Origin of the sequence: Actinomadura citrea (genome assembly GCF_013409045.1) — a bacterium.
In the GTDB taxonomy this organism is placed as follows: Bacteria; Actinomycetota; Actinomycetes; order Streptosporangiales; family Streptosporangiaceae; genus Spirillospora; species Spirillospora citrea.
Genome location: NZ_JACCBT010000001.1, coordinates 1,305,051 through 1,322,839, shown reverse-complemented (window position 1 = coordinate 1,322,839; position 17,789 = coordinate 1,305,051). Strand labels below are relative to the sequence as shown.

Annotated in this window: 13 protein-coding genes, 1 rRNA gene and 1 riboswitch; of the genes, 3 read left to right on the top strand and 11 right to left on the bottom strand. The window is 69.7% G+C overall.

The features are described from left to right. Window positions 1–192: 192 nt before the first annotated feature. From BJ999_RS06510 to BJ999_RS06475, 8 genes are all read right to left on the bottom strand, one after another. Window positions 193–1,711: ribosomal RNA gene (locus tag BJ999_RS06510) — 16S ribosomal RNA — on the bottom strand. 704 nt (window positions 1,712–2,415) lie between these two features. Then, window positions 2,416–2,772 (bottom strand): hypothetical protein, encoded by a 357-nt coding sequence (locus BJ999_RS06505; protein WP_179832444.1) that lies wholly within the window; start codon window positions 2,770–2,772, stop codon window positions 2,416–2,418. A 63-nt stretch (window positions 2,773–2,835) separates the two neighbouring features. Further along, window positions 2,836–3,426: a phospholipid scramblase-related protein gene (locus BJ999_RS06500; protein ID WP_179832443.1), complete on the bottom strand. Its 591-nt coding sequence runs from the start codon at window positions 3,424–3,426 to the stop codon at window positions 2,836–2,838. Between the two features lie 392 nt (window positions 3,427–3,818). Beyond that, on the bottom strand, window positions 3,819–5,447 hold the full coding sequence (gene groL, locus BJ999_RS06495; RefSeq protein WP_089313862.1) for a chaperonin GroEL: 1,629 nt from the start codon (window positions 5,445–5,447) through the stop codon (window positions 3,819–3,821). Between the two features lie 781 nt (window positions 5,448–6,228). Then, window positions 6,229–7,329, bottom strand: coding sequence for a hypothetical protein (locus BJ999_RS06490; protein ID WP_179832442.1), 1,101 nt, complete (start codon window positions 7,327–7,329; stop codon window positions 6,229–6,231). Between the two features lie 299 nt (window positions 7,330–7,628). Continuing rightward, complete coding sequence (locus tag BJ999_RS06485) at window positions 7,629–7,907, bottom strand: MoaD/ThiS family protein (protein ID WP_179832441.1); 279 nt, start codon at window positions 7,905–7,907, stop codon at window positions 7,629–7,631. 15 nt (window positions 7,908–7,922) lie between these two features. Next, window positions 7,923–9,167: a threonine synthase gene (gene thrC / locus BJ999_RS06480; protein WP_179832440.1), complete on the bottom strand. Its 1,245-nt coding sequence runs from the start codon at window positions 9,165–9,167 to the stop codon at window positions 7,923–7,925. Window positions 9,168–9,183: 16 nt separating this feature from the next. Next, a riboswitch (SAM riboswitch) is annotated at window positions 9,184–9,324 on the bottom strand. A gap of 172 nt (window positions 9,325–9,496) precedes the next feature. Then, window positions 9,497–10,432, bottom strand: a complete 936-nt coding sequence (locus BJ999_RS06475; RefSeq protein ID WP_179832439.1) for a cation diffusion facilitator family transporter — start codon at window positions 10,430–10,432, stop codon at window positions 9,497–9,499. 120 nt (window positions 10,433–10,552) lie between these two features. Between BJ999_RS06475 and BJ999_RS06470 the strand changes: the two genes are divergently transcribed. Then, on the top strand, window positions 10,553–12,046 hold the full coding sequence (locus BJ999_RS06470) for an alpha,alpha-trehalose-phosphate synthase (UDP-forming) (RefSeq protein WP_179832438.1): 1,494 nt from the start codon (window positions 10,553–10,555) through the stop codon (window positions 12,044–12,046). Window positions 12,047–12,162: 116 nt separating this feature from the next. On the opposite strand, the gene BJ999_RS06465 is transcribed toward BJ999_RS06470, so the two are convergent. Together BJ999_RS06465 and BJ999_RS06460 are read right to left on the bottom strand one after the other, a co-directional pair. Continuing rightward, window positions 12,163–13,188, bottom strand: a complete 1,026-nt coding sequence (locus BJ999_RS06465; RefSeq protein WP_308427299.1) for a sulfotransferase family protein — start codon at window positions 13,186–13,188, stop codon at window positions 12,163–12,165. A gap of 86 nt (window positions 13,189–13,274) precedes the next feature. Beyond that, a complete protein-coding gene (locus BJ999_RS06460; protein ID WP_089313869.1) occupies window positions 13,275–13,826 on the bottom strand; it encodes an RNA polymerase sigma factor in 552 nt (183 codons plus the stop codon). Window positions 13,827–13,947: 121 nt separating this feature from the next. On the opposite strand from BJ999_RS06460, the gene BJ999_RS06455 reads away from it, so the two are divergent. Together BJ999_RS06455 and BJ999_RS06450 are read left to right on the top strand one after the other, a co-directional pair. After that, on the top strand, window positions 13,948–15,960 hold the full coding sequence (locus BJ999_RS06455; RefSeq protein ID WP_420838219.1) for a serine/threonine-protein kinase: 2,013 nt from the start codon (window positions 13,948–13,950) through the stop codon (window positions 15,958–15,960). A gap of 185 nt (window positions 15,961–16,145) precedes the next feature. Continuing rightward, complete coding sequence (locus BJ999_RS06450) at window positions 16,146–16,754, top strand: PadR family transcriptional regulator (RefSeq protein WP_179832435.1); 609 nt, start codon at window positions 16,146–16,148, stop codon at window positions 16,752–16,754. A gap of 52 nt (window positions 16,755–16,806) precedes the next feature. Here the strand turns inward: BJ999_RS06450 and BJ999_RS06445 are convergent, their stop codons facing one another. After that, entirely contained in the window at window positions 16,807–17,739 is a 933-nt protein-coding gene (locus BJ999_RS06445) for a hypothetical protein (protein ID WP_179832434.1), read from the bottom strand. Window positions 17,740–17,789 lie beyond the last annotated feature (50 nt).

Genomic DNA, 17,789 nt, shown 5'->3' with positions numbered 1-17,789 from the left:
CACCCGAACCCGCCGTTCCCATTCCCTCCAGCCGAAGCTGCAGGACGGTACTAGCCGGGCCGCATGAGCGGCCTAGTGAATAACCAGTGCTCCACATCTATGAGCAGCCACCTGACAGACATTCGCTGTCAACGGCGGCCACCGACCACGGTCCCTCTCACGAGGCGACCCCGGCCAGTTGATGCTCCTTAGAAAGGAGGTGATCCAGCCGCACCTTCCGGTACGGCTACCTTGTTACGACTTCGTCCCAATCGCCGGCCCCACCTTCGACCGCTCCCCCCACAAAGTGGTTGGGCCACGGGCTTCGGGTGTTGCCGACTTTCGTGACGTGACGGGCGGTGTGTACAAGGCCCGGGAACGTATTCACCGCAGCGTTGCTGATCTGCGATTACTAGCGACTCCGACTTCACGAAGTCGAGTTGCAGACTTCGATCCGAACTGAGACCGGCTTTAAGGGATTCGCTCCACCTCACGGTATCGCAGCCCTCTGTACCGGCCATTGTAGCATGTTTGCAGCCCAAGACATAAGGGGCATGATGACTTGACGTCATCCCCACCTTCCTCCGAGTTGACCCCGGCGGTCTCCCATGAGTCCCCACCCGAAGTGCTGGCAACATGGAACGAGGGTTGCGCTCGTTGCGGGACTTAACCCAACATCTCACGACACGAGCTGACGACAGCCATGCACCACCTGTCACCGGCCCAAAAAGGACCCACCATCTCTGATGGTTTTCCGGCAATGTCAAGCCTTGGTAAGGTTCTTCGCGTTGCGTCGAATTAAGCAACATGCTCCGCCGCTTGTGCGGGCCCCCGTCAATTCCTTTGAGTTTTAGCCTTGCGGCCGTACTCCCCAGGCGGGGCGCTTAATGCGTTAGCTGCGGCGCGGAATCCGTGGAAGGACCCCACACCTAGCGCCCAACGTTTACGGCGTGGACTACCAGGGTATCTAATCCTGTTCGCTCCCCACGCTTTCGCTCCTCAGCGTCAGTACAGGCCCAGAGAACCGCCTTCGCCACCGGTGTTCCTCCCGATATCTGCGCATTTCACCGCTACACCGGGAATTCCATTCTCCCCTACCTGCCTCTAGTCTGCCCGTATCCACCGCAGACCCACGGTTAAGCCGTGGGCTTTCACGACAGACGCGACAAACCGCCTACGAGCTCTTTACGCCCAATAATTCCGGACAACGCTTGCGCCCTACGTATTACCGCGGCTGCTGGCACGTAGTTAGCCGGCGCTTCTTCTGCAGGTACCGTCACGTTAGCTTCGTCCCTGCTGAAAGAGGTTTACAACCCGAAGGCCGTCATCCCTCACGCGGCGTCGCTGCGTCAGGCTTCCGCCCATTGCGCAATATTCCCCACTGCTGCCTCCCGTAGGAGTCTGGGCCGTGTCTCAGTCCCAGTGTGACCGGTCGCCCTCTCAGGCCGGTTACCCGTCGTCGCCTTGGTAGGCCATCACCCCACCAACAAGCTGATAGGCCGCGAGCCCATCCCCAACCGAAAAACTTTCCACCACCCGATCATGCGATCAGTGGTTACATCCGGTATTAGACCCAGTTTCCCGGGCTTATCCCAAAGTCAGGGGCAGGTTGCTCACGTGTTACTCACCCGTTCGCCGCTCGAGTACCCCCGAAGGGGCCTTTCCGCTCGACTTGCATGTGTTAAGCACGCCGCCAGCGTTCGTCCTGAGCCAGGATCAAACTCTCCATCAAGGTCACACGACCAACCAGGGGGCGAACCCCGACCGGCCAAACCTCAGGAAACAATCCCAGCATCACCATCCCCCACAAAGAGGGACAGCATTGCATCAAAGAAATCCCCACCACCCCCGAAGAGATGGCACGGGGCGACCCGGCCGTTGAAGACCGAGCCGATAAAGGCACTGGCTTTTAACACGCTGTTGAGTTCTCAAGAAACGGACACCCACCGCGCTGGACCCGCTTTCGCGTTTCCCGCTCCGGGGCGACTCGTATTACTTTATCAGATCCGCTCGGACTGTCAATTCCGGGCTTTTCCGATACGCCATTCCGGTTCCGCTTGCGCGGTTCCTTCCCGGCGGTGGAGCTATTTCATCAGATCCGGCCCGATTGTCAAATCGATCCTTTTCCGATCCCATCACGACGGCGCGGACGCGACGAAGCCGCGTCAGCTGGTCGAGGATGGTTCCCCCGGGCCGGCCGCCCTCAGGCGTCCCGCACTCCCGTGGGGCGAAGTGAACAGTATGCCCAAGACGAGGGGACGTCAAACCGGCTCGCACGCCTCAATGGCGCCGGCGAGCCCGCGCCGCCCGTCCGAAGCCGCTCAGGCACCTGACCTACCTCGGACTTTGTCCTGGTTCACCCCTGCTTGAACCGCTCGAACATCGCATTCACGCGGCCGAGGTTTCTTTTCGGCAACGCCGACCGTTCGGCGCGTCTCAGGGCTTGGCCAGGTATCCGCCGATGAACAGCACACCTTCGGCGATGACCCAGACGAAGGCCGCGACGGTGAGGGTCACGTCCAGCCGAGAGGGTCTGCGCCGGACACCGGGCATCGACCACGCGGTCACGGCGACGGCCGCGGCGATGACGGCGACGGGTGCCGAGACCCGTACGGCGTCCTCGAATCCGGCCCCGCATGCCGGGTCCCGGCCCTCGTCCTCACCGCAGAAGGCGGCGTCGCCCCACCCACCGAGGGCTGAGAAGACCCAGAGGACGGCCAGCGCGCAGTTCGCGATCGTCGGAATCGCCGGCGAGATCCACCAGCCGTTCGGGCGCCCGGACATGGCCTGCACGACCGGAACGTACCTCGCCTCGCGGGAGCCGGGAACCCCTCCATCGGGCGACCGCAGGCCCGGTCAGGTGATCTCTTTGGCCTCGTGCAGGTTCATGTCCATGACGATGGCCGTCATGACCGCCATCGTCCGCAGCGGTTCCCGGACGGGGTCGGAGATCTCCACCGCGTACCGGTCGGCCGTCGTGAGCAGGTGGGTGGCGAGGCCCGCCCACTTCTTGCGGACGTGCGCCACCTTTCCGCCGTCGGCGTCCTTCACCTCGAAGTTGTTGCGCGGCACGTCCACGTCGACCGTGCCGATGAGCGTCCCGCCGTCGTCGTAAATGACGTAGCGGCGGCCGACCCTTTCGGTCACGAAGGAGCCGACGCGCTCCCCGTCCGGCCGGAGGATCTCGGTGTACTCCCGGCCGCTCTGCTTGTCCACGACGTACAGGGGGTCACCGTCGGGCGTCGTCAGCAGGACGGCACGGGCGTCGAGGTTCGACTTGCCGGGGAACAGGCCGCGCATGACCGCGTTCTCGCCCTGGTCGTCGGTCGGCGCCGCGATGGCGACGACGGCCCCGCCATCGTCCAGAACCTTGTACCGCGACTTGGCGAACGGTCCCCTGCGAGGTTGTTCGACCCTGAGCACCGGGGAGCTGAACACTTCGCTCACGTGTTCTCCTGCCTCGTCGGCCGCGTCCGCGGCCGCCTCACTGTTCACCTTGCCGGCGCCCGCACCTCGGCGGCACGCCCTCCAACCGGCGATCCTGCCAAGCGCCGGGCCCGCAGGGGAAGGACTTTGCACCCCCGTCTGCGCCCGCCGGAGCCGCCGCGCCCGCGCCCGGCTCACTGACCTGCGGCGGCGCGGACCGAGGTGGCCGCGAGAAACATTCTTCTTTCGGCCCGGCGGTTCCCGGACATCCTCACGGACATCTCCGCCGGCGTCGGTACCGGCCCCGGGGCGCGCCTCCCCGCCCGGACCGGGTCCCGCGGACAGGGAAAGGGGCGGTCCCCGAAGGAACCGCCCCTTTCACCTGCACTCGGAAGTGCGAACCGCGGACCTGCTCAGAAGTCCATACCGCCGGCGTCGGGCATGCCGCCCGCCGGGGCCGGGTTCTTCTCGGGCTTCTCGGCGATGACGGCCTCGGTGGTCAGGAACAGCGCGGCGATCGACGAGGCGTTCTGCAGCGCGGACCGGGTCACCTTGGCCGGGTCGAGGATGCCCGACTCGAACATGTTGACGTACTCGCCGGTGGCGGCGTTCAGGCCCTCGCCCGGGGTCAGGTTCCGGACCCGCTCCACCACGACGCCGCCCTCAAGGCCGGCGTTGACGGCGATCTGCTTCAGCGGCTCCTCGAGAGCGCGCTTGACGATGTTCGCACCGGTGGCCTCGTCGCCCGGCAGCTCCAGCTTGTCGAACGCCTTGGTGCCAGCCTGCAGCAGCGCCACGCCACCGCCGGGGACGATGCCCTCCTCGACCGCGGCCTTCGCGTTGCGGACGGCGTCCTCGATGCGGTGCTTGCGCTCCTTGAGCTCGACCTCCGTCGCGGCGCCGGCCTTGATGACAGCGACACCGCCCGCGAGCTTGGCCAGGCGCTCCTGGAGCTTCTCGCGGTCGTAGTCGGAGTCGGTGTTGTCGATCTCGGTGCGGATCTGGTTGACCCGTCCCGCGATCTCGTTGGCGTCACCGGCGCCGTCCACGATGGTGGTCTCGTCCTTGGTGATGACGACCTTGCGGGCGCGGCCCAGCATCTCGGTCGTGGTGTTCTCCAGCTTGAGACCCACGTCCTCGCTGATGACCTGGCCGCCGGTCAGCGTGGCGATGTCGCCCAGCATGGCCTTGCGGCGGTCGCCGAAGCCCGGAGCCTTCACGGCCACGGACTTGAAGATGCCGCGGATCTTGTTGACGACCAGGGTGGCCAGGGCCTCGCCCTCGACGTCCTCCGCGATGATCAGCAGCGGCTTGCCGGACTGCATGACGCCCTCAAGGACGGGCAGCAGGTCCTTGTTCGCCGACGCCTTGCCCTGAACGATCAGGATGTACGGGTCCTCGAGGACCGCTTCCATGCGCTCGGGGTCGGTCACGAAGTAGTGCGAGATGTAGCCCTTGTCGAAGCGCATCCCCTCGGTCAGCTCGAGCTCCAGACCGAAGGTCTGGCTCTCCTCGACCGTGATGACGCCTTCCTTGCCGACCTTGTCCATCGCCTCGGCGATCATCTCGCCGATCTGCGGGTCACCCGCGGAGATGGACGCCGTGGAGGCGATCTGCTCCTTGGTCTCCACGTCCTTGGCGAGCTTGGACAGCTCCTCGCTCACCCGCTCGACGGCGGCCTCGATGCCGCGCTTCAGCGACATCGGGTTCGCACCGGCGGCCACGTTGCGCAGACCCTCGCGCACCAGCGCCTGGGCCAGCACGGTGGCGGTGGTGGTGCCGTCACCCGCGACGTCGTCGGTCTTCTTGGCTACTTCCTTGACGAGCTCCGCGCCGATCTTCTCCCACGGGTCCTCGAGCTCGATCTCCTTGGCGATCGACACACCGTCGTTGGTGATCGTGGGAGCGCCCCACTTCTTCTCCAGCACGACGTTGCGGCCCTTGGGACCAAGGGTCACCTTCACGGCGTCGGCGAGCTGGTTCATGCCGCGCTCGAGACCGCGGCGGGCCTCCTCGTCGAACGCGATCATCTTTGCAGCCATAGGCTCCAGTCCTCCCGGAACAAGGTGGCTTAGACGGATCGAGCCGACGCCCGCGACGGACGGCCCCGCCGACGACTTCCATTCCGTCGCCGGCCTGAGGCCTCATCGCCCCGACCCATGACTGTGTGAAGTTGTCACTCTCCACAGCAGAGTGCCAATGTTTGTTTAGCACTCTACCCCGTCGAGTGCAAGCGCCACACATCCCCGTCCGCCCACGTCCTCACACCGGCCCTGCCCGCCCTGACCAGGGGCGGGACGTCCAGGAGCGCGCTTCGGGAGGGGCCGCTCACCCCGTCGCGCGTGGCACAGGTCGGCTGGAAGTTCCGCCGATGGCGTAGCAGGCCGGGCGGTCGCCGGGACGTGTTCGCGGGCTCGCCGCCCGCCCGGCCCCCCGGCCGACGACTGGCGGGTGGTCGCACGCGGCCGGCCAGCGGGCGGCGGATACCGAGATCTCACCTCCCGGTGAGGACCGGGAGCACGGCGGCCGACAGTCTCGCCTGCCATTGCACTGGCGGGAAGTCCGTGTCGCCGCTTTCGCGGAGCCTTATTCGTCGCTGGCCGACGGCGTTTGCGACGGCGTTTGCGACGGCCCGATGCACCGGGGTCACCACGGCCTGCTTGGCCGCTTTTGTGGAGTATGGCGAACGGTGAGGATGTTCTTTCGTTCCCCGGGCAAGGGACCGCCGCAAACGGGTCCGGACATTGGGCGGCCGCTCCGGCGTCGATGCGTGACCGGGCCGGAGCGGCCGTGGTGCTTCGAGGCTCTGTCAGGAGCCGCGATTCACCGCTTGTTCGACTCCTGCTCGGGGCCCGCGACCGCGTTGATCACGGTGTTGTGCTTCCCGCCGTGGAGCTTGGTGGTGATGGGGCCGGTGATCGTCGCGCTGTTGCCGGCGTAGACGTTCGAGCGGGGCGATCCGCTGAGGTTCGTGAAGATTGCGTCGCCCGGGCCCTTCTCGCTGTTGACGACGGGGCCGTTCTGGCCGACGTTCGCCTTCTTGACAGCGTGGATGTGCACCGGCTTGGGGTGGCCCCCCGTGGTGGCCAGCCGCTGCCCGGCCTGCGGGGCGTTGGCGTCGGCCTGCTGCTGCGGGGCGTTCGGCTGAGCGTCCTGCTGAGGAGCGGCCTGCTCGGCACCCTGCTCCGGCGCGGCCTGCTGAGCGTCCTGCTGAGGAGCAGCCTGCGCCGCCTCCTGCTGCGGGGCGTTCAGCTGGGCCTCCTGCTGAGGAGCGGCCTGCTGCTCCGGGGCGGCCTGCTGCTCCGGTGCCGCCTGCTGCTCCGGTGCCGCCTGCTGCTCCGGTGCCGCCTGCTGCTCCGGTGCCGCCTGCTGCTCCGGTGCCGCCTGCTGAGCGTCCTGCTGAGGAGCAGCCTGCGCCGCCTCCTGCTGCGGGGCGTTCAGCTGGGCCTCCTGCTGAGGAGCGGCCTGCTGCTCCGGCGCGGCCTGCTGAGCGTCCTGCTGAGGAGCGGCCTGCTGGGCGCCCTGCTCCGGGGCGGCCTGCAGGGACTCCTGCTGAGGAGCGGCCTGCTGCTCCGCGGCCTGGTGCTCGGCGGCCTTGGCGAGGGCGACCTTGGTGGCCTCCTGCTCGGAGCCCTCGACGCCGGTGACGGCCGTGTTGTGCTTCCCGCCGTGGAGTTTCGTGGTGATGTCACCGGTCTTCACCGGCTTGTTCCCGATCACCGGTGCGGCCTTGGGCGACTTGGTGATGTCGGTGTAGATCAGGTCGCCCGGACCCTTCTCACTGATGTACGAGGGGCCGTTGTGCCCCACGTACGCCTTCTCCACCTGGTAGAAGTTGATGTCGGCCATGGCCGAGGGAGCCGCGAGGACGGCCGCCCCCATCGTTATCCCGGTCACGGCCATCGTGCGCAAAATGCGCTTCATGCCTTTCCTCACTCTCGTATGCCGATCGGCGCCTCCAGGTGCGCCACTCCGGGATCAATCTTCCAGGCTGCGGCCAGCAAAAAACCCAAGTGACGGAGTAGTGGTGATCAAGATCAGAGCCGCATAACGGGCGCTCGCTAAAGCTTTTTCCATGCGCGTTTGGACGGACGGGACGAACAGTCACACAATCCGGCATTCACTGGGGCAATCGGTTTCCGAAGAAGAGGGAATAGCCCAAATGTGCAAGGAAAAGCCCCGGCACGGTGGACGTGCCGGGGCTTTAGGGGACGAGACGGACGTCAGCCGCCCGCCACCGCGGGGATGATGGAGATCTGGGCGCCCTCGGGCGTCGGGGTGTCGAGGCCCTCGGCGAAGCGGACGTCCTCGTCACCGACGTAGACGTTCACGAACCGGCGGATCTTGCCCGCGTCGTCCAGGATGCGGGCGGAGATGCCGGAGTAGCTGGCCTCGAGGTCGGCGACGACCGCGCGCAGGGTCGTGCCCTCGGCCTTCACCTCGGACTCGCCACCGGTGTAGGTCCGCAGGATCGTCGGGATACGGACGGACACGCTGCTCATGCTGCTCCTTCGTTCTCAGGCGAGGCCCGCGGCGCGGAACGCCTCCAGGGTCGGGGCGATGTTCGCCGACGGCGCGACGACCGGGGCGACGGCGTCCAGGGTCTTCAGGCCGTCCCCGGAATTGATGATCACGGTCTCGGCGCCCGGGTCCAGGGCCCCGGCCTGGACGAGCTTGCGGAGGGTCGCGACGGTGACGCCGCCGGCCGTCTCGCCGAAGATGCCCTCCGTGCGGGCCAGGAGCCGGATGCCCTCGACGACCTGCTCGTCGGTCACGTCCTCGACGGCCCCGCCGGTGCGGCGGGCGACGTCCAGGACGTAGGGGCCGTCGGCGGGGTTGCCGATGGCGAGGGACTTGGCGATCGTGTCGGGCTTCACCGGTCGGACGGCGTCGTGACCCGCCTTGAACGCGGCGGCGACCGGGCCGCACCCGGCGGCCTGGGCGCCGAAGACGCGGTACGGCTTGTCCTCGACCAGGCCCAGCTTGATCAGCTCCTGGAACGCCTTGTCGATCTTGGTGAGCTGGGAGCCGGACGCGACCGGCACGACGATCTGATCCGGCAGCCGCCAGCCGAGCTGCTCGGCGATCTCGTAGCCGAGCGTCTTGGAGCCCTCGGCGTAGTAGGGGCGGACGTTGACGTTGACGAACGCCCAGTCGTCCTGCTCACCGGCGATCTCGGACGCGAGCCGGTTGACGTCGTCGTAGTTGCCGTCGACCGTCACGAACGTCCCGCCGTACACGGCCGTCGTGATGATCTTCTGGGACTCCAGGTTCGACGGGACGAACACCGCGCTGCGGATCCCGGCGCGGGCCGCCGCGGCGGCGACGGCGTTGGCGAGGTTCCCGGTGGACGGACAGGCCAGCACCTTGAACCCCAGCTCACGGGCGGCGGCGAGCGCCACGGCGACGACGCGGTCCTTGAACGAGTGGGTCGGGTTCCCGCTGTCGTCCTTCACCCACAGGCTCTGCAGGCCGAGGCTCTCCGCGAGGTTGTCGGCGCGGACGAGACGGGTCAGGCCCGGCTCGGTGTTCGGGGTGTCGGCGACGTTGCCCGGGACGGGCAGCAGCCCGCGGTACCGCCAGATGTTGCGCGGCCCGGACTCGATGGCCTCCCGGGTGACGCCGCCGAAGTCGTAGGCGATCTCCAGGGGGCCGAAACATTCCTCACACGCGTAAAAGGGCCCGAGGTCGCGGGACGTGCCGCATTCGCGGCAGACGAGAGCGGTAGCCGGTCCGAGGTCTGTGGCAGGCGTGAGTGCCATGAGGGCGAGGCCTTTCTCCCCATCTTCCCTGCGCCACCTTGGTCGCAGGCCGGAGTTGGCACCATCTCCCGGCAGGCCTCGCAGGATCGCGACGCGCCACAGCCGGGTGGTTGCCGGGGCTTCGCAGGGCCGGTCCCTCCACCCCTCTGGATGAGCGGTATTAAGTTGTGCGGGGGCTGAGCTGGAAGACCGGCCCGTCGGCCACTGTGCTCCCTGCACCCCTCTGGATGAGCGGTATCAAGTTGTCGATCACGAGCGCTTTGAGCTCGTATGCGTGACTTTACATGAACTGACCGGATGCCAGACAGGCGGGTCCAGCGATTGAGACGTTACCCGGCGGAGGTCTTGATCACGCGCTGGGTCGGATCGAGGAACACGTGCCGGACGGTCGGGACGCGCTCCCGGAGCCGCCGGTCGATCTCGCCGGCGACGTCCTCGGCCTCGTCGGCGCTGATGTCGTCGGAGAAGTGCACCTTCGCGGCGACGAGGAGCTGCTCGGGGCCGAAGTGCATGGTGAGCAGTTCGTCCACGCCGGTCACGCCGGGGGCGCCGAGGATCTCGGCGCGGATCTCGCGCTGCTCGGCGGGGTCGGCCGCCCGGCCGATGAGCAGGCCCATGCTCTCCCGGCCGATCGAGAAGGCGAGGACGACCAGGAGGACCCCGATGAGGACGGACGCGAGCCCGTCCCAGAACTCCGAGCCGGTGATCTGGCGCATCGCGAGCCCGCCGGCGGCGAGGGCGAGGCCGATCATCGCGGCGGTGTCCTCGAACAGCGCGGTCTTGAACGTCACGTCGGGCGACTTGCGGACGTGCTCGACGAGGTCGCGGTCGTTCTCGCGCGTCTCCTTCTTGGCCTGGTAGAAGGCGCGGAGCCAGGACGCCCCCTCCAGCACCGCGCCGAGGCCGAGGACGGCGTAGGCGAGCCACACCGTCGTCCCGCCGCCGCCGTGGCCGGTCATGGTCAGGATGCCTTCGAAGATCGAGAACCCGGCGCCGGCCACGAAGATGCCGAACGCGGCGAGCAGCGACCACACGTACCGCTCGTTGCCGTATCCGAAGGGGTGGCGCCGGTCGGGGGGCCGCTCGCTGCGCCGGAGCGAGGTGTAGAGAAAGCCCTGGTTCAGGGTGTCGGCCACCGAGTGCGCGCTCTCCGCGAGCATGGCGCTGGACCCGGCCAGCAGGCCGGCGAACAGCTTCGTGATCGCGAGGATGAGGTTCGCTGCACCGGCGACGAGCACCGTCTTCGTCGTCTCGGACTTGCTCATGGCCGCCGGATACCCCCTGGGTGGATGACTAATCGGACGGAACGGCCAGAAGCGCGGGCGATGACGGCCACCTCGCGGGTCACTTTGATGCGCCTCGGCCGCAACTGAGACCCTTCCCGTATGAGCCAAGTGCTGGTGGCCTCGAACCGGGGGCCCGTGTCGTTCTCGCTGTCGGACGACGGCGGGCTCACCATGCGGCGCGGGGGCGGCGGACTCGTGTCGGGCCTCGCCGCCGTCACGGGCGCCCCCCGCGACCCGGGCCCGCCGCGCCCGGCCGGGACGGAGCGGGAGCCGTCCGCCGGCGGCGCGGACGTTCTCTGGGTGTGCGCGAGCCTCGGCGAAGCCGACCGCACGGCCGCGCGCCGCTCCCCGGACGGACGCCTCGACCTCGCCGGATACGAGACCGGCGGTGCCGCGGTGCGGATGCTCGACATCCCGGAGGCCACGTTCGACCGCGCCTACAACGGCGTCGCCAACTCGACGCTGTGGTTCGTCCACCACCTGTTGTACGACACACCGCGCAACCCGCATTTCGACGCCCGCGCCCGGCGCGACTGGCAGTCCTACGAGGCGTACAACGCGGCCTTCGCGGACGCCCTCGCACGGGACGCCGCCGAGGGCGCGAAGGCGGCGATCCAGGACTACCACCTGTCGCTGGCTCCCCGGATGCTGCGCGACCGGCGCCCCGACCTGAAGATCGTGCACTTCTCGCACACGCCCTGGGCGCCGCCGGAGTACTTCGGCCTGCTCCCGGACGACATCGGCGCGCAGATCCTTCTCGGCATCCTCGGCGCCGACCACGCCGGCTTCCTCACCGAGCGGTGGGCGTCGGCCTTCCTCGACTGCTGCGAGCTGCTGCCGGGTGCCCGCGTCGACCACGTGGCCCGCACCGTCTCCTGCTCGGGCCACACCACGCGCGTGGGCGTGCACGGTCTCGGTGTGGACGGGACGGCGCTGCGCCAGCGCGCCGCCGAGCAGGACGTCGTCGAACGGGCCCGCGCGCTGCGCGAACAGGTGGGCGACCGCCGGCTCATCGTGCGGATCGACCGGACGGAGCTGTCCAAGAACATCGTGCGCGGCCTCGCCGCGTACCGGGAGCTGCTCGTCAACCATCCCGAATGGCGCGGCCGCGTCGTGCACCTGGCGTTCGCGTACCCGTCCCGCTACGACCTGCCCGAGTACCGGGAGTACACCGCGGCCGTCCGGCGCATGGCCGAGCAGATCTCCGACGAGTTCGGCACGGCCGACTGGGAGCCGCTGATCCTGCAGGTGAACGACGACTACCCGCGTTCCCTCGCCGCCTACGGCCTGGCCGACGTCCTGCTCGTCAACCCGATCCGGGACGGGATGAACCTGGTCGCGAAGGAGGGGCCCGTCCTGTCGCGGCACGGTTGCGCGCTCGTGCTGTCGCGAGAGGCGGGCGCGGCCGCTGAGCTGTCCGAGGACGCGCTGATGGTCAACCCCTACGACGTGTCGCAGACGGCCGAGGCCCTGCGCCAGGCCCTGCTCATGCCGCGCGCCCGGCGAGCCGAACGCTGCGCCCGCCTCGCCGACGCCGCGACGGCCCTCCCCCCGCAGCGCTGGTTCGCCGACCAACTCGCCGCGCTGGACTGACCGACGCCTCGGCGGTTATCGCCCTCCCAGGGTGCGGGGCCGGCCCCCACGATGACACCGCTGGAGGGAGCGGCGTGTTGCACTGCGGGCGTCAGGGCAACACGCCGCGGGTCCGGTCAGGGGGCGGTGCCGGCGGACTGCCCGGCGGTGACGAGGCATTCGACGGGGTTCGGCTCGTAGTGCTGCCTCCAGCGTTCGCGCAGCACGGCCTTGCTCTGCGCCATGCGGCGGTGCGCGGCGGTCCGGGTGAAGCGGGCCAGCTGGGCCGCGGACGGCTTCGGCAGCCCGCTCGGCTCGTAGCCGTACTCCGCGAGCCGCTCGCCGAACGCGGCCTCGGCCAGGCTGATCTCCCAGGCGTCGAGGCGCTCGGCCCACGAGCCGACGCGGTTGGTGGTGACGGCGTCGTGCGTGCGGCCGTGCCATTTCTTGCGGGACGGGACGATCCGCTTCGCGAGGCCCTCCGGGTGGATCATCTCGGCGTCGAAGTCCTCGCCGAGGAAGCCGCAGAGCCGGGTCAGCTCGTCGGTGGGGTCGGTGACGAGCCGCTCGTACTGGAGCTCGTAGTAGGAGTCGGGGCCGAGGCGCTCCGCGAGCCGGCGGCCGCGGTCGATCGTCTCCCGCCAGGCGGAGACGGCGTGGTGGATGTCGGCGTCGAACCAGGGCATCTCCATCAGCGACGCGATGCAGTCCCGACCGTCCCGGACAAGGTGGACGAACTGGGCATCGGGAAACATCCGCAGCAGCGCGCCGACATGCTGCGAGTAGCTCGGGCGCTTGTCACCCCAGCGCGGCTTGCCGTGCAGGCGGGCGTAGGCCCGGAAGACGATGCCGATCGCCGAGCCGATCGTCGGCGGGCCGTCGGCGATCTCCTCGATGAGCCCGTCGGCGTCCATGCCGAGCGCCCGCACCTTGGTGGACCGCTCTCCGACGATCCACTCCGCGAGCATCCGCCTGTTCTTACTGTCCCGAAGGTCACCGTAGTCACACCTCGCCGTATAGGCGGGCAGGACGAACCTGGTCTCCGCCGGGATCGCGATGCGGGCGTGCGAGTGGAGCATCAGCCGCAGCAGCGTCGTGCCCGAGCGGGGACAGCCGAAAATGAAGATCGGGCGATCGTGGCGGAGGGCCGGTCCTGGTGGCATGCACCGCATGCTGGTGCAGAGGCCCAGCTCAGGACCCGAGTTCTGTACCCACTGTTACCGCCCGATGACCCAGCCTTGACCGGCGGTCAGGTGTAGGACTCGCCGAGCGTCTGCCTCACCTGCTTGCGCGCCTCGTGGATGCGGGACTTGACCGTGCCGAGCGGCAGCTTGAGCTGCTCGGCGATCTCCGCGTACTCCAGCTGCGAGACGTCCCGCAGCACGAGGGCCTGGATGAGGTCGGGCTTGCGGGCCTCCAGATCCTCCATGGCGTCCAGGATGTCGACCCGGGAGCCGGCGATCACGCTCGTCCGGCGCGGGTCGGGGCGCTGCTGCGGAAGCTCGCCCGCCTGCTCGACCGAGCGCCGCTTCAGCGACCGGTAGGTGGAGCGGGCGGAGTTGGCGACGACGACGTGCAGCCAGGTGCTGAAGCGCGACCGGCCCTCGAACCGGTGGATGTTCCGCGCGACCTGGAGCAACGCGTCCTGGCACGCCTCTTCGGCGTCCTGCCGGCAGGGCAGGAAGCGGGAGCTGTGCCGCAGCACGTCCGGCTCGATCTTGCGGAGGAGCTCATTGAGGGCGCCCTGGTCGCCCTGTGCGGCCTTGACCGCCAACTCCTCGGTCCTCTCGTCGAATGCCATGCCGCCTCAATGCTCGTTCGCGCGCTCACCCCGTTGTTGGGATGATACGGGAGTGTCTTTCCCACCATCAGTAGGCCGTTACCGGATCGATCGCGTCCTGGGTTCGGGGGCGTTCGCCTCTGTGTGGCTGGGGCACGACGACGCCCTCGAGTCCCAGGTCGCCATAAAGGTCCTGAACGGCAGCCTGATCGACGATCTGGACGTGCGCAACAGGTTCCTCGAGGAAGCCCGGATCCTACGCCGCGCCGACTCCGAGCGTCTCGTCCGCGTCCACGACATCGGCGAGCTCCCGGACGGGCGCCCCTACTTCGTGATGTCGTACGCGGACCGCGGGACGCTCGGCGATCGTATGCGTGAACGGCCACTTCCGGTCAGCGAGGCGGTGGCGCTCGCCGAGCAGATCGCCTACGGCGTCGAGGTGATCAACACGCTGGGCGTCATCCACCGCGACCTCAAGCCGTCCAACGTGCTCTTCCAGTCGACGCCGGACGGCGGCGAGAAACTGCTCATCGCCGACCTCGGCCTCGCCAAGGCGCTCGCGCACGCGTCCGGCGCGTTCACCCTCCCGGTCGGTACGCCCGGGTACATGTCGCCCGAGCAGGCGCGGTTCGGCGGCGGGCTGGACATCCGCGCGGACGTGTACGGGCTCGGTGCGCTGACCTACCACATGCTCGCCGGACGGGCCCCGGGCCCGGCGCCGGTCAAGAAGGCGCCGAGCGAGCTGCGCGAGGGGCTGCCCCCCGCGTTCGACCAGGTGGTCCTGCGGGCGCTGGAGGTCGAGCGGGAGAAGCGGTGGCCGACCGCCGAGGCGTTCGCGGAGGCGCTGTCCACGCTGCGGCCGACGTCAGCCCAGAACGCGCCCGCGCCGGCTCAGGCCGCGCCGGCGCCCGTCCAGGCGGCGCCCGTCCAGGCGGCGCCCGTCCAGGGCGCGCCCGCGCCGCCCGAGCCGCGGATCGACTCGGACGCGACCGTCCAGGACTTCTACCGCGAGGGCGTCCAGGCCCAGCAGCAGCCCCCTCCCGTGCAGCCCGGACCTGCTCAGGCCGCCGCGCCGGCGGGCCAGGGCGCCCCGCCCGACATGCAGACGCGGTTCGACCGACCCGGCGAGGACGACCTCCACACGTCCGAGATGCGCGTCCCGCCCGCTCCTTCGTCCGAGGAGGTGACGGTGGTGGACCGGCCCGGCGGGCGCTCCACCCCGTTCGCGCAGGCGGAGGGGCCCACAGCCCCGGACAACGACAACGACCGGACGATCGCCTACCAGCCCCCGCCGCAGGCCCGACCTCAGGGCCAACCTCAGGGCCAACCTCAGGCGCCGCCGCAGGGGCTGGACGACAAGACGACCGTGTTCCCGAGCCAGCAGCCGCAGACCGGCGCTCCGCAGGGCGCCCCGATGCAGCAGATGGGCCCCGGCGGCCAGCAGTCGTACGGGCCCCCGCCCACCGGTTTCCAGCCTCCTCCCCCGGGGCCGGTCCAGGGTGGCGGGCAGGGCGGGCCGCGGGGCGGCGGCGCGCCGAAGAAGTTCGTCACGCCGCTGATCATCACGGCGGTCGTGCTGGTGGTCGCGGTGATCGGCGGGCTGGCGCTCGGCATGATGTTCTCCGGCGACGACAAGGACGGCAAGGACGGCAAGGACAAGAGGCCGGCGGTCCCGAAGGACTTCGTCGCGGTCGCCGACGGCTCGGGCAAGATCAAGACCGCGGTCCCGAAGGCGTGGCCGAAGCAGGAGCAGGCGCAGACGTGGACGCCGTCCACCGTCGGCCTCACCGACGGGCAGCCGCGGCCGGTGCTGCGCGCGACGCCGGACAAGGCCGCGTTCCTCGGCAACGGCAAGGGCCCCGGCGTGTTCGTCGGCGTGACCACCGACCTGCGCGCCGGGCAGCTCCCGCCGCCGAGCGCCGCCGTCCACTCGCAGTGCACGAAGGCCGCGCCGGAGAACTACACCACGCCGGACGGCGCCCTCACCGGGACGATCACCCGCTTCACCGCCTGCAAGACCGGCACGCCGTCGGTCACCGAGGTCGGTCTCAAGGACAAGTCCGGCAAGTTCGGCCTGTGGATCCGGGTCAAGGAGACCGACGGCCGCGACGCCACCAAGGACATCCTGGACAACCTGAAGGTCACCGGCCCCTGACCCGGGGCCCTGACCGGTAGCACCGAGACCCGCCTGTCGAGGCGCGGAGCGTTCACCGCTCCGCGCCTCGATCTGTTCGACGCGGGCACACTCCGGAGTGAAGTGCATCACAACTGTTGCATCGCGACATGTTAGCGATATATCGTCGAAGCATCGCAACCGATCAACGACAGAAGGAGACTGCGATGCACGAGCACACGATGAGAAGGCGCGGGGGCTTCAGGGGATCCGAGGAGCGGGGGCGCCGCGGCGACCCGTTCGGCCCGTGGGGACCCGGCGGACCCGGCGGTCCCGGCTTCGGCCCGGGTTTCGGTCCCGGCCATCGCGGACGCGGTGGACGCGGCCGGCGCACCCGGCGCGGCAACGTCCGGGCGGCGCTGCTCGCCCTGCTGGCCGAGCGGGCGATGCACGGCTACGAGATGATCCAGGAGCTGGACGGCCGCACCGGCGGCGTCTGGCGGCCGAGCCCCGGCTCGGTCTACCCGACGCTCCAGATGCTGGAGGACGAGGGCCTGGTCAGCAGCGAGGAACAGGGCGGCAAGCGGCTGTTCTCCCTCACCGACACCGGCCGAGAGGAGGCGTCGGCGCAGACCGCCGCCCCCTGGGACGAGGTCACCGAGGCCGCCGGCGAGAACGTCCTGCGCGGACGCGAGGCGGTCGGCCAGCTGATGGGGGCCCTGCACCAGGTGATGGCCGTGGGCAGCGAGGCGCAGAAGGCGCGCGCGCTGGACGTGGTCAACGACGCCCGCCGCCGCCTCTACGGGATCCTCGCCGATGACCCCGAAGCCGAGTGAACCTCAGAGAGCACCGATCAGAACCGCCGTGGCCGCCCAGGCCACGGCGGTTTCATCGTCCCTTCGGAAAGGGCGCCTGCTTGGCGAGCTGGTCGGCCACGTAGAGCTGCTTCCACACGTACAGGGCCATGTCCGAGCGCCTGACGCCGCGGTCGACCGGGACGTCCACCGTCGCGCGGACCAGGTATGACGCCCCCGGCGGCAGGTACTTGTCGCCGCCCTCCCCCGCGACGAGCGCGCCGCCCGCGAGCCGCCGCACGACCTGGCTGTCGGTCGGCGGCGTGCACAGGGCCTCGGGGACGCCGGCCTGCGGCATGCAGCGTCCCCGCGCCTCCGGCGTCACCAGGTCGCGCCTGACGAACACGTCGCCGGGGAAGTCGAGCAGGACCTTCCCGCCGCTCGGGTTGCCGAGGATGTACTCGATGTAGGGGAACGCCGTCCCGGACGGCGGCGTGGACTGGAACGTCGTCACCACGCCGTCGCTGATCCCGGACGTCACCGCGGCGATCCTGTACCTGGAGCCGTCGGCGGTGCCGACCGTGATGGGCGAGCCCGCGGGCGGTGGCTTGGCGCCGCCGCCCGGCGCCTGCTCGCCCGCGGCGGGGGCCGCCTCCGTCCCGCCCTTGTCGCCGGAGCCGGGCGTCAGCACGAGCCCGACCGTGACCAGCCCGGCCAGGACGAGCACGCCCGCCGCGACCAGACCGCTGCGACGTCCCCTGCGCCGCCGCTCCCGGCGCTCGCGCTCGCGCTCCCACGACCCGAGCCGCACCTGGACGCCGCTGGTCTCGCGGACGCCCATCGGCCCCGTCGTCGACGACCAGTCCTCGGACTCGGAGTAGGCGTCCTGCGCCTCGGGCACGGCGGCCCACTCGGACCCGCCGAGCGGCGGCTCGGGGTGCGCCCGCGGCGGCGTCCCCCAGACGCGCGGCGGCGCCGGCACGACCGGTACGGCCGGCGGCGCCTGTGCGGCCTGCACGGCCGACACGGTGTGGACGATCGGACGCGTCGGGGCGTCCGGCGGGATGGGAGGGCCCG

Coding starts and splice junctions, on each gene's coding strand:
- BJ999_RS06460 (WP_089313869.1), bottom strand. CDS start 13,826: ATGGCATTCGACGAGAGGACCGAGGAGTTGGCGGTCAAGGCCGCACAG.
- BJ999_RS06470 (WP_179832438.1), top strand. CDS start 10,553: ATGAGCCAAGTGCTGGTGGCCTCGAACCGGGGGCCCGTGTCGTTCTCG.
- BJ999_RS06490 (WP_179832442.1), bottom strand. CDS start 7,329: ATGAAGCGCATTTTGCGCACGATGGCCGTGACCGGGATAACGATGGGG.
- BJ999_RS06450 (WP_179832435.1), top strand. CDS start 16,146: ATGCACGAGCACACGATGAGAAGGCGCGGGGGCTTCAGGGGATCCGAG.
- BJ999_RS06465 (WP_308427299.1), bottom strand. CDS start 13,188: ATGCCACCAGGACCGGCCCTCCGCCACGATCGCCCGATCTTCATTTTC.
- thrC (WP_179832440.1), bottom strand. CDS start 9,167: ATGGCACTCACGCCTGCCACAGACCTCGGACCGGCTACCGCTCTCGTC.
- groL (WP_089313862.1), bottom strand. CDS start 5,447: ATGGCTGCAAAGATGATCGCGTTCGACGAGGAGGCCCGCCGCGGTCTC.
- BJ999_RS06475 (WP_179832439.1), bottom strand. CDS start 10,432: ATGAGCAAGTCCGAGACGACGAAGACGGTGCTCGTCGCCGGTGCAGCG.
- BJ999_RS06485 (WP_179832441.1), bottom strand. CDS start 7,907: ATGAGCAGCGTGTCCGTCCGTATCCCGACGATCCTGCGGACCTACACC.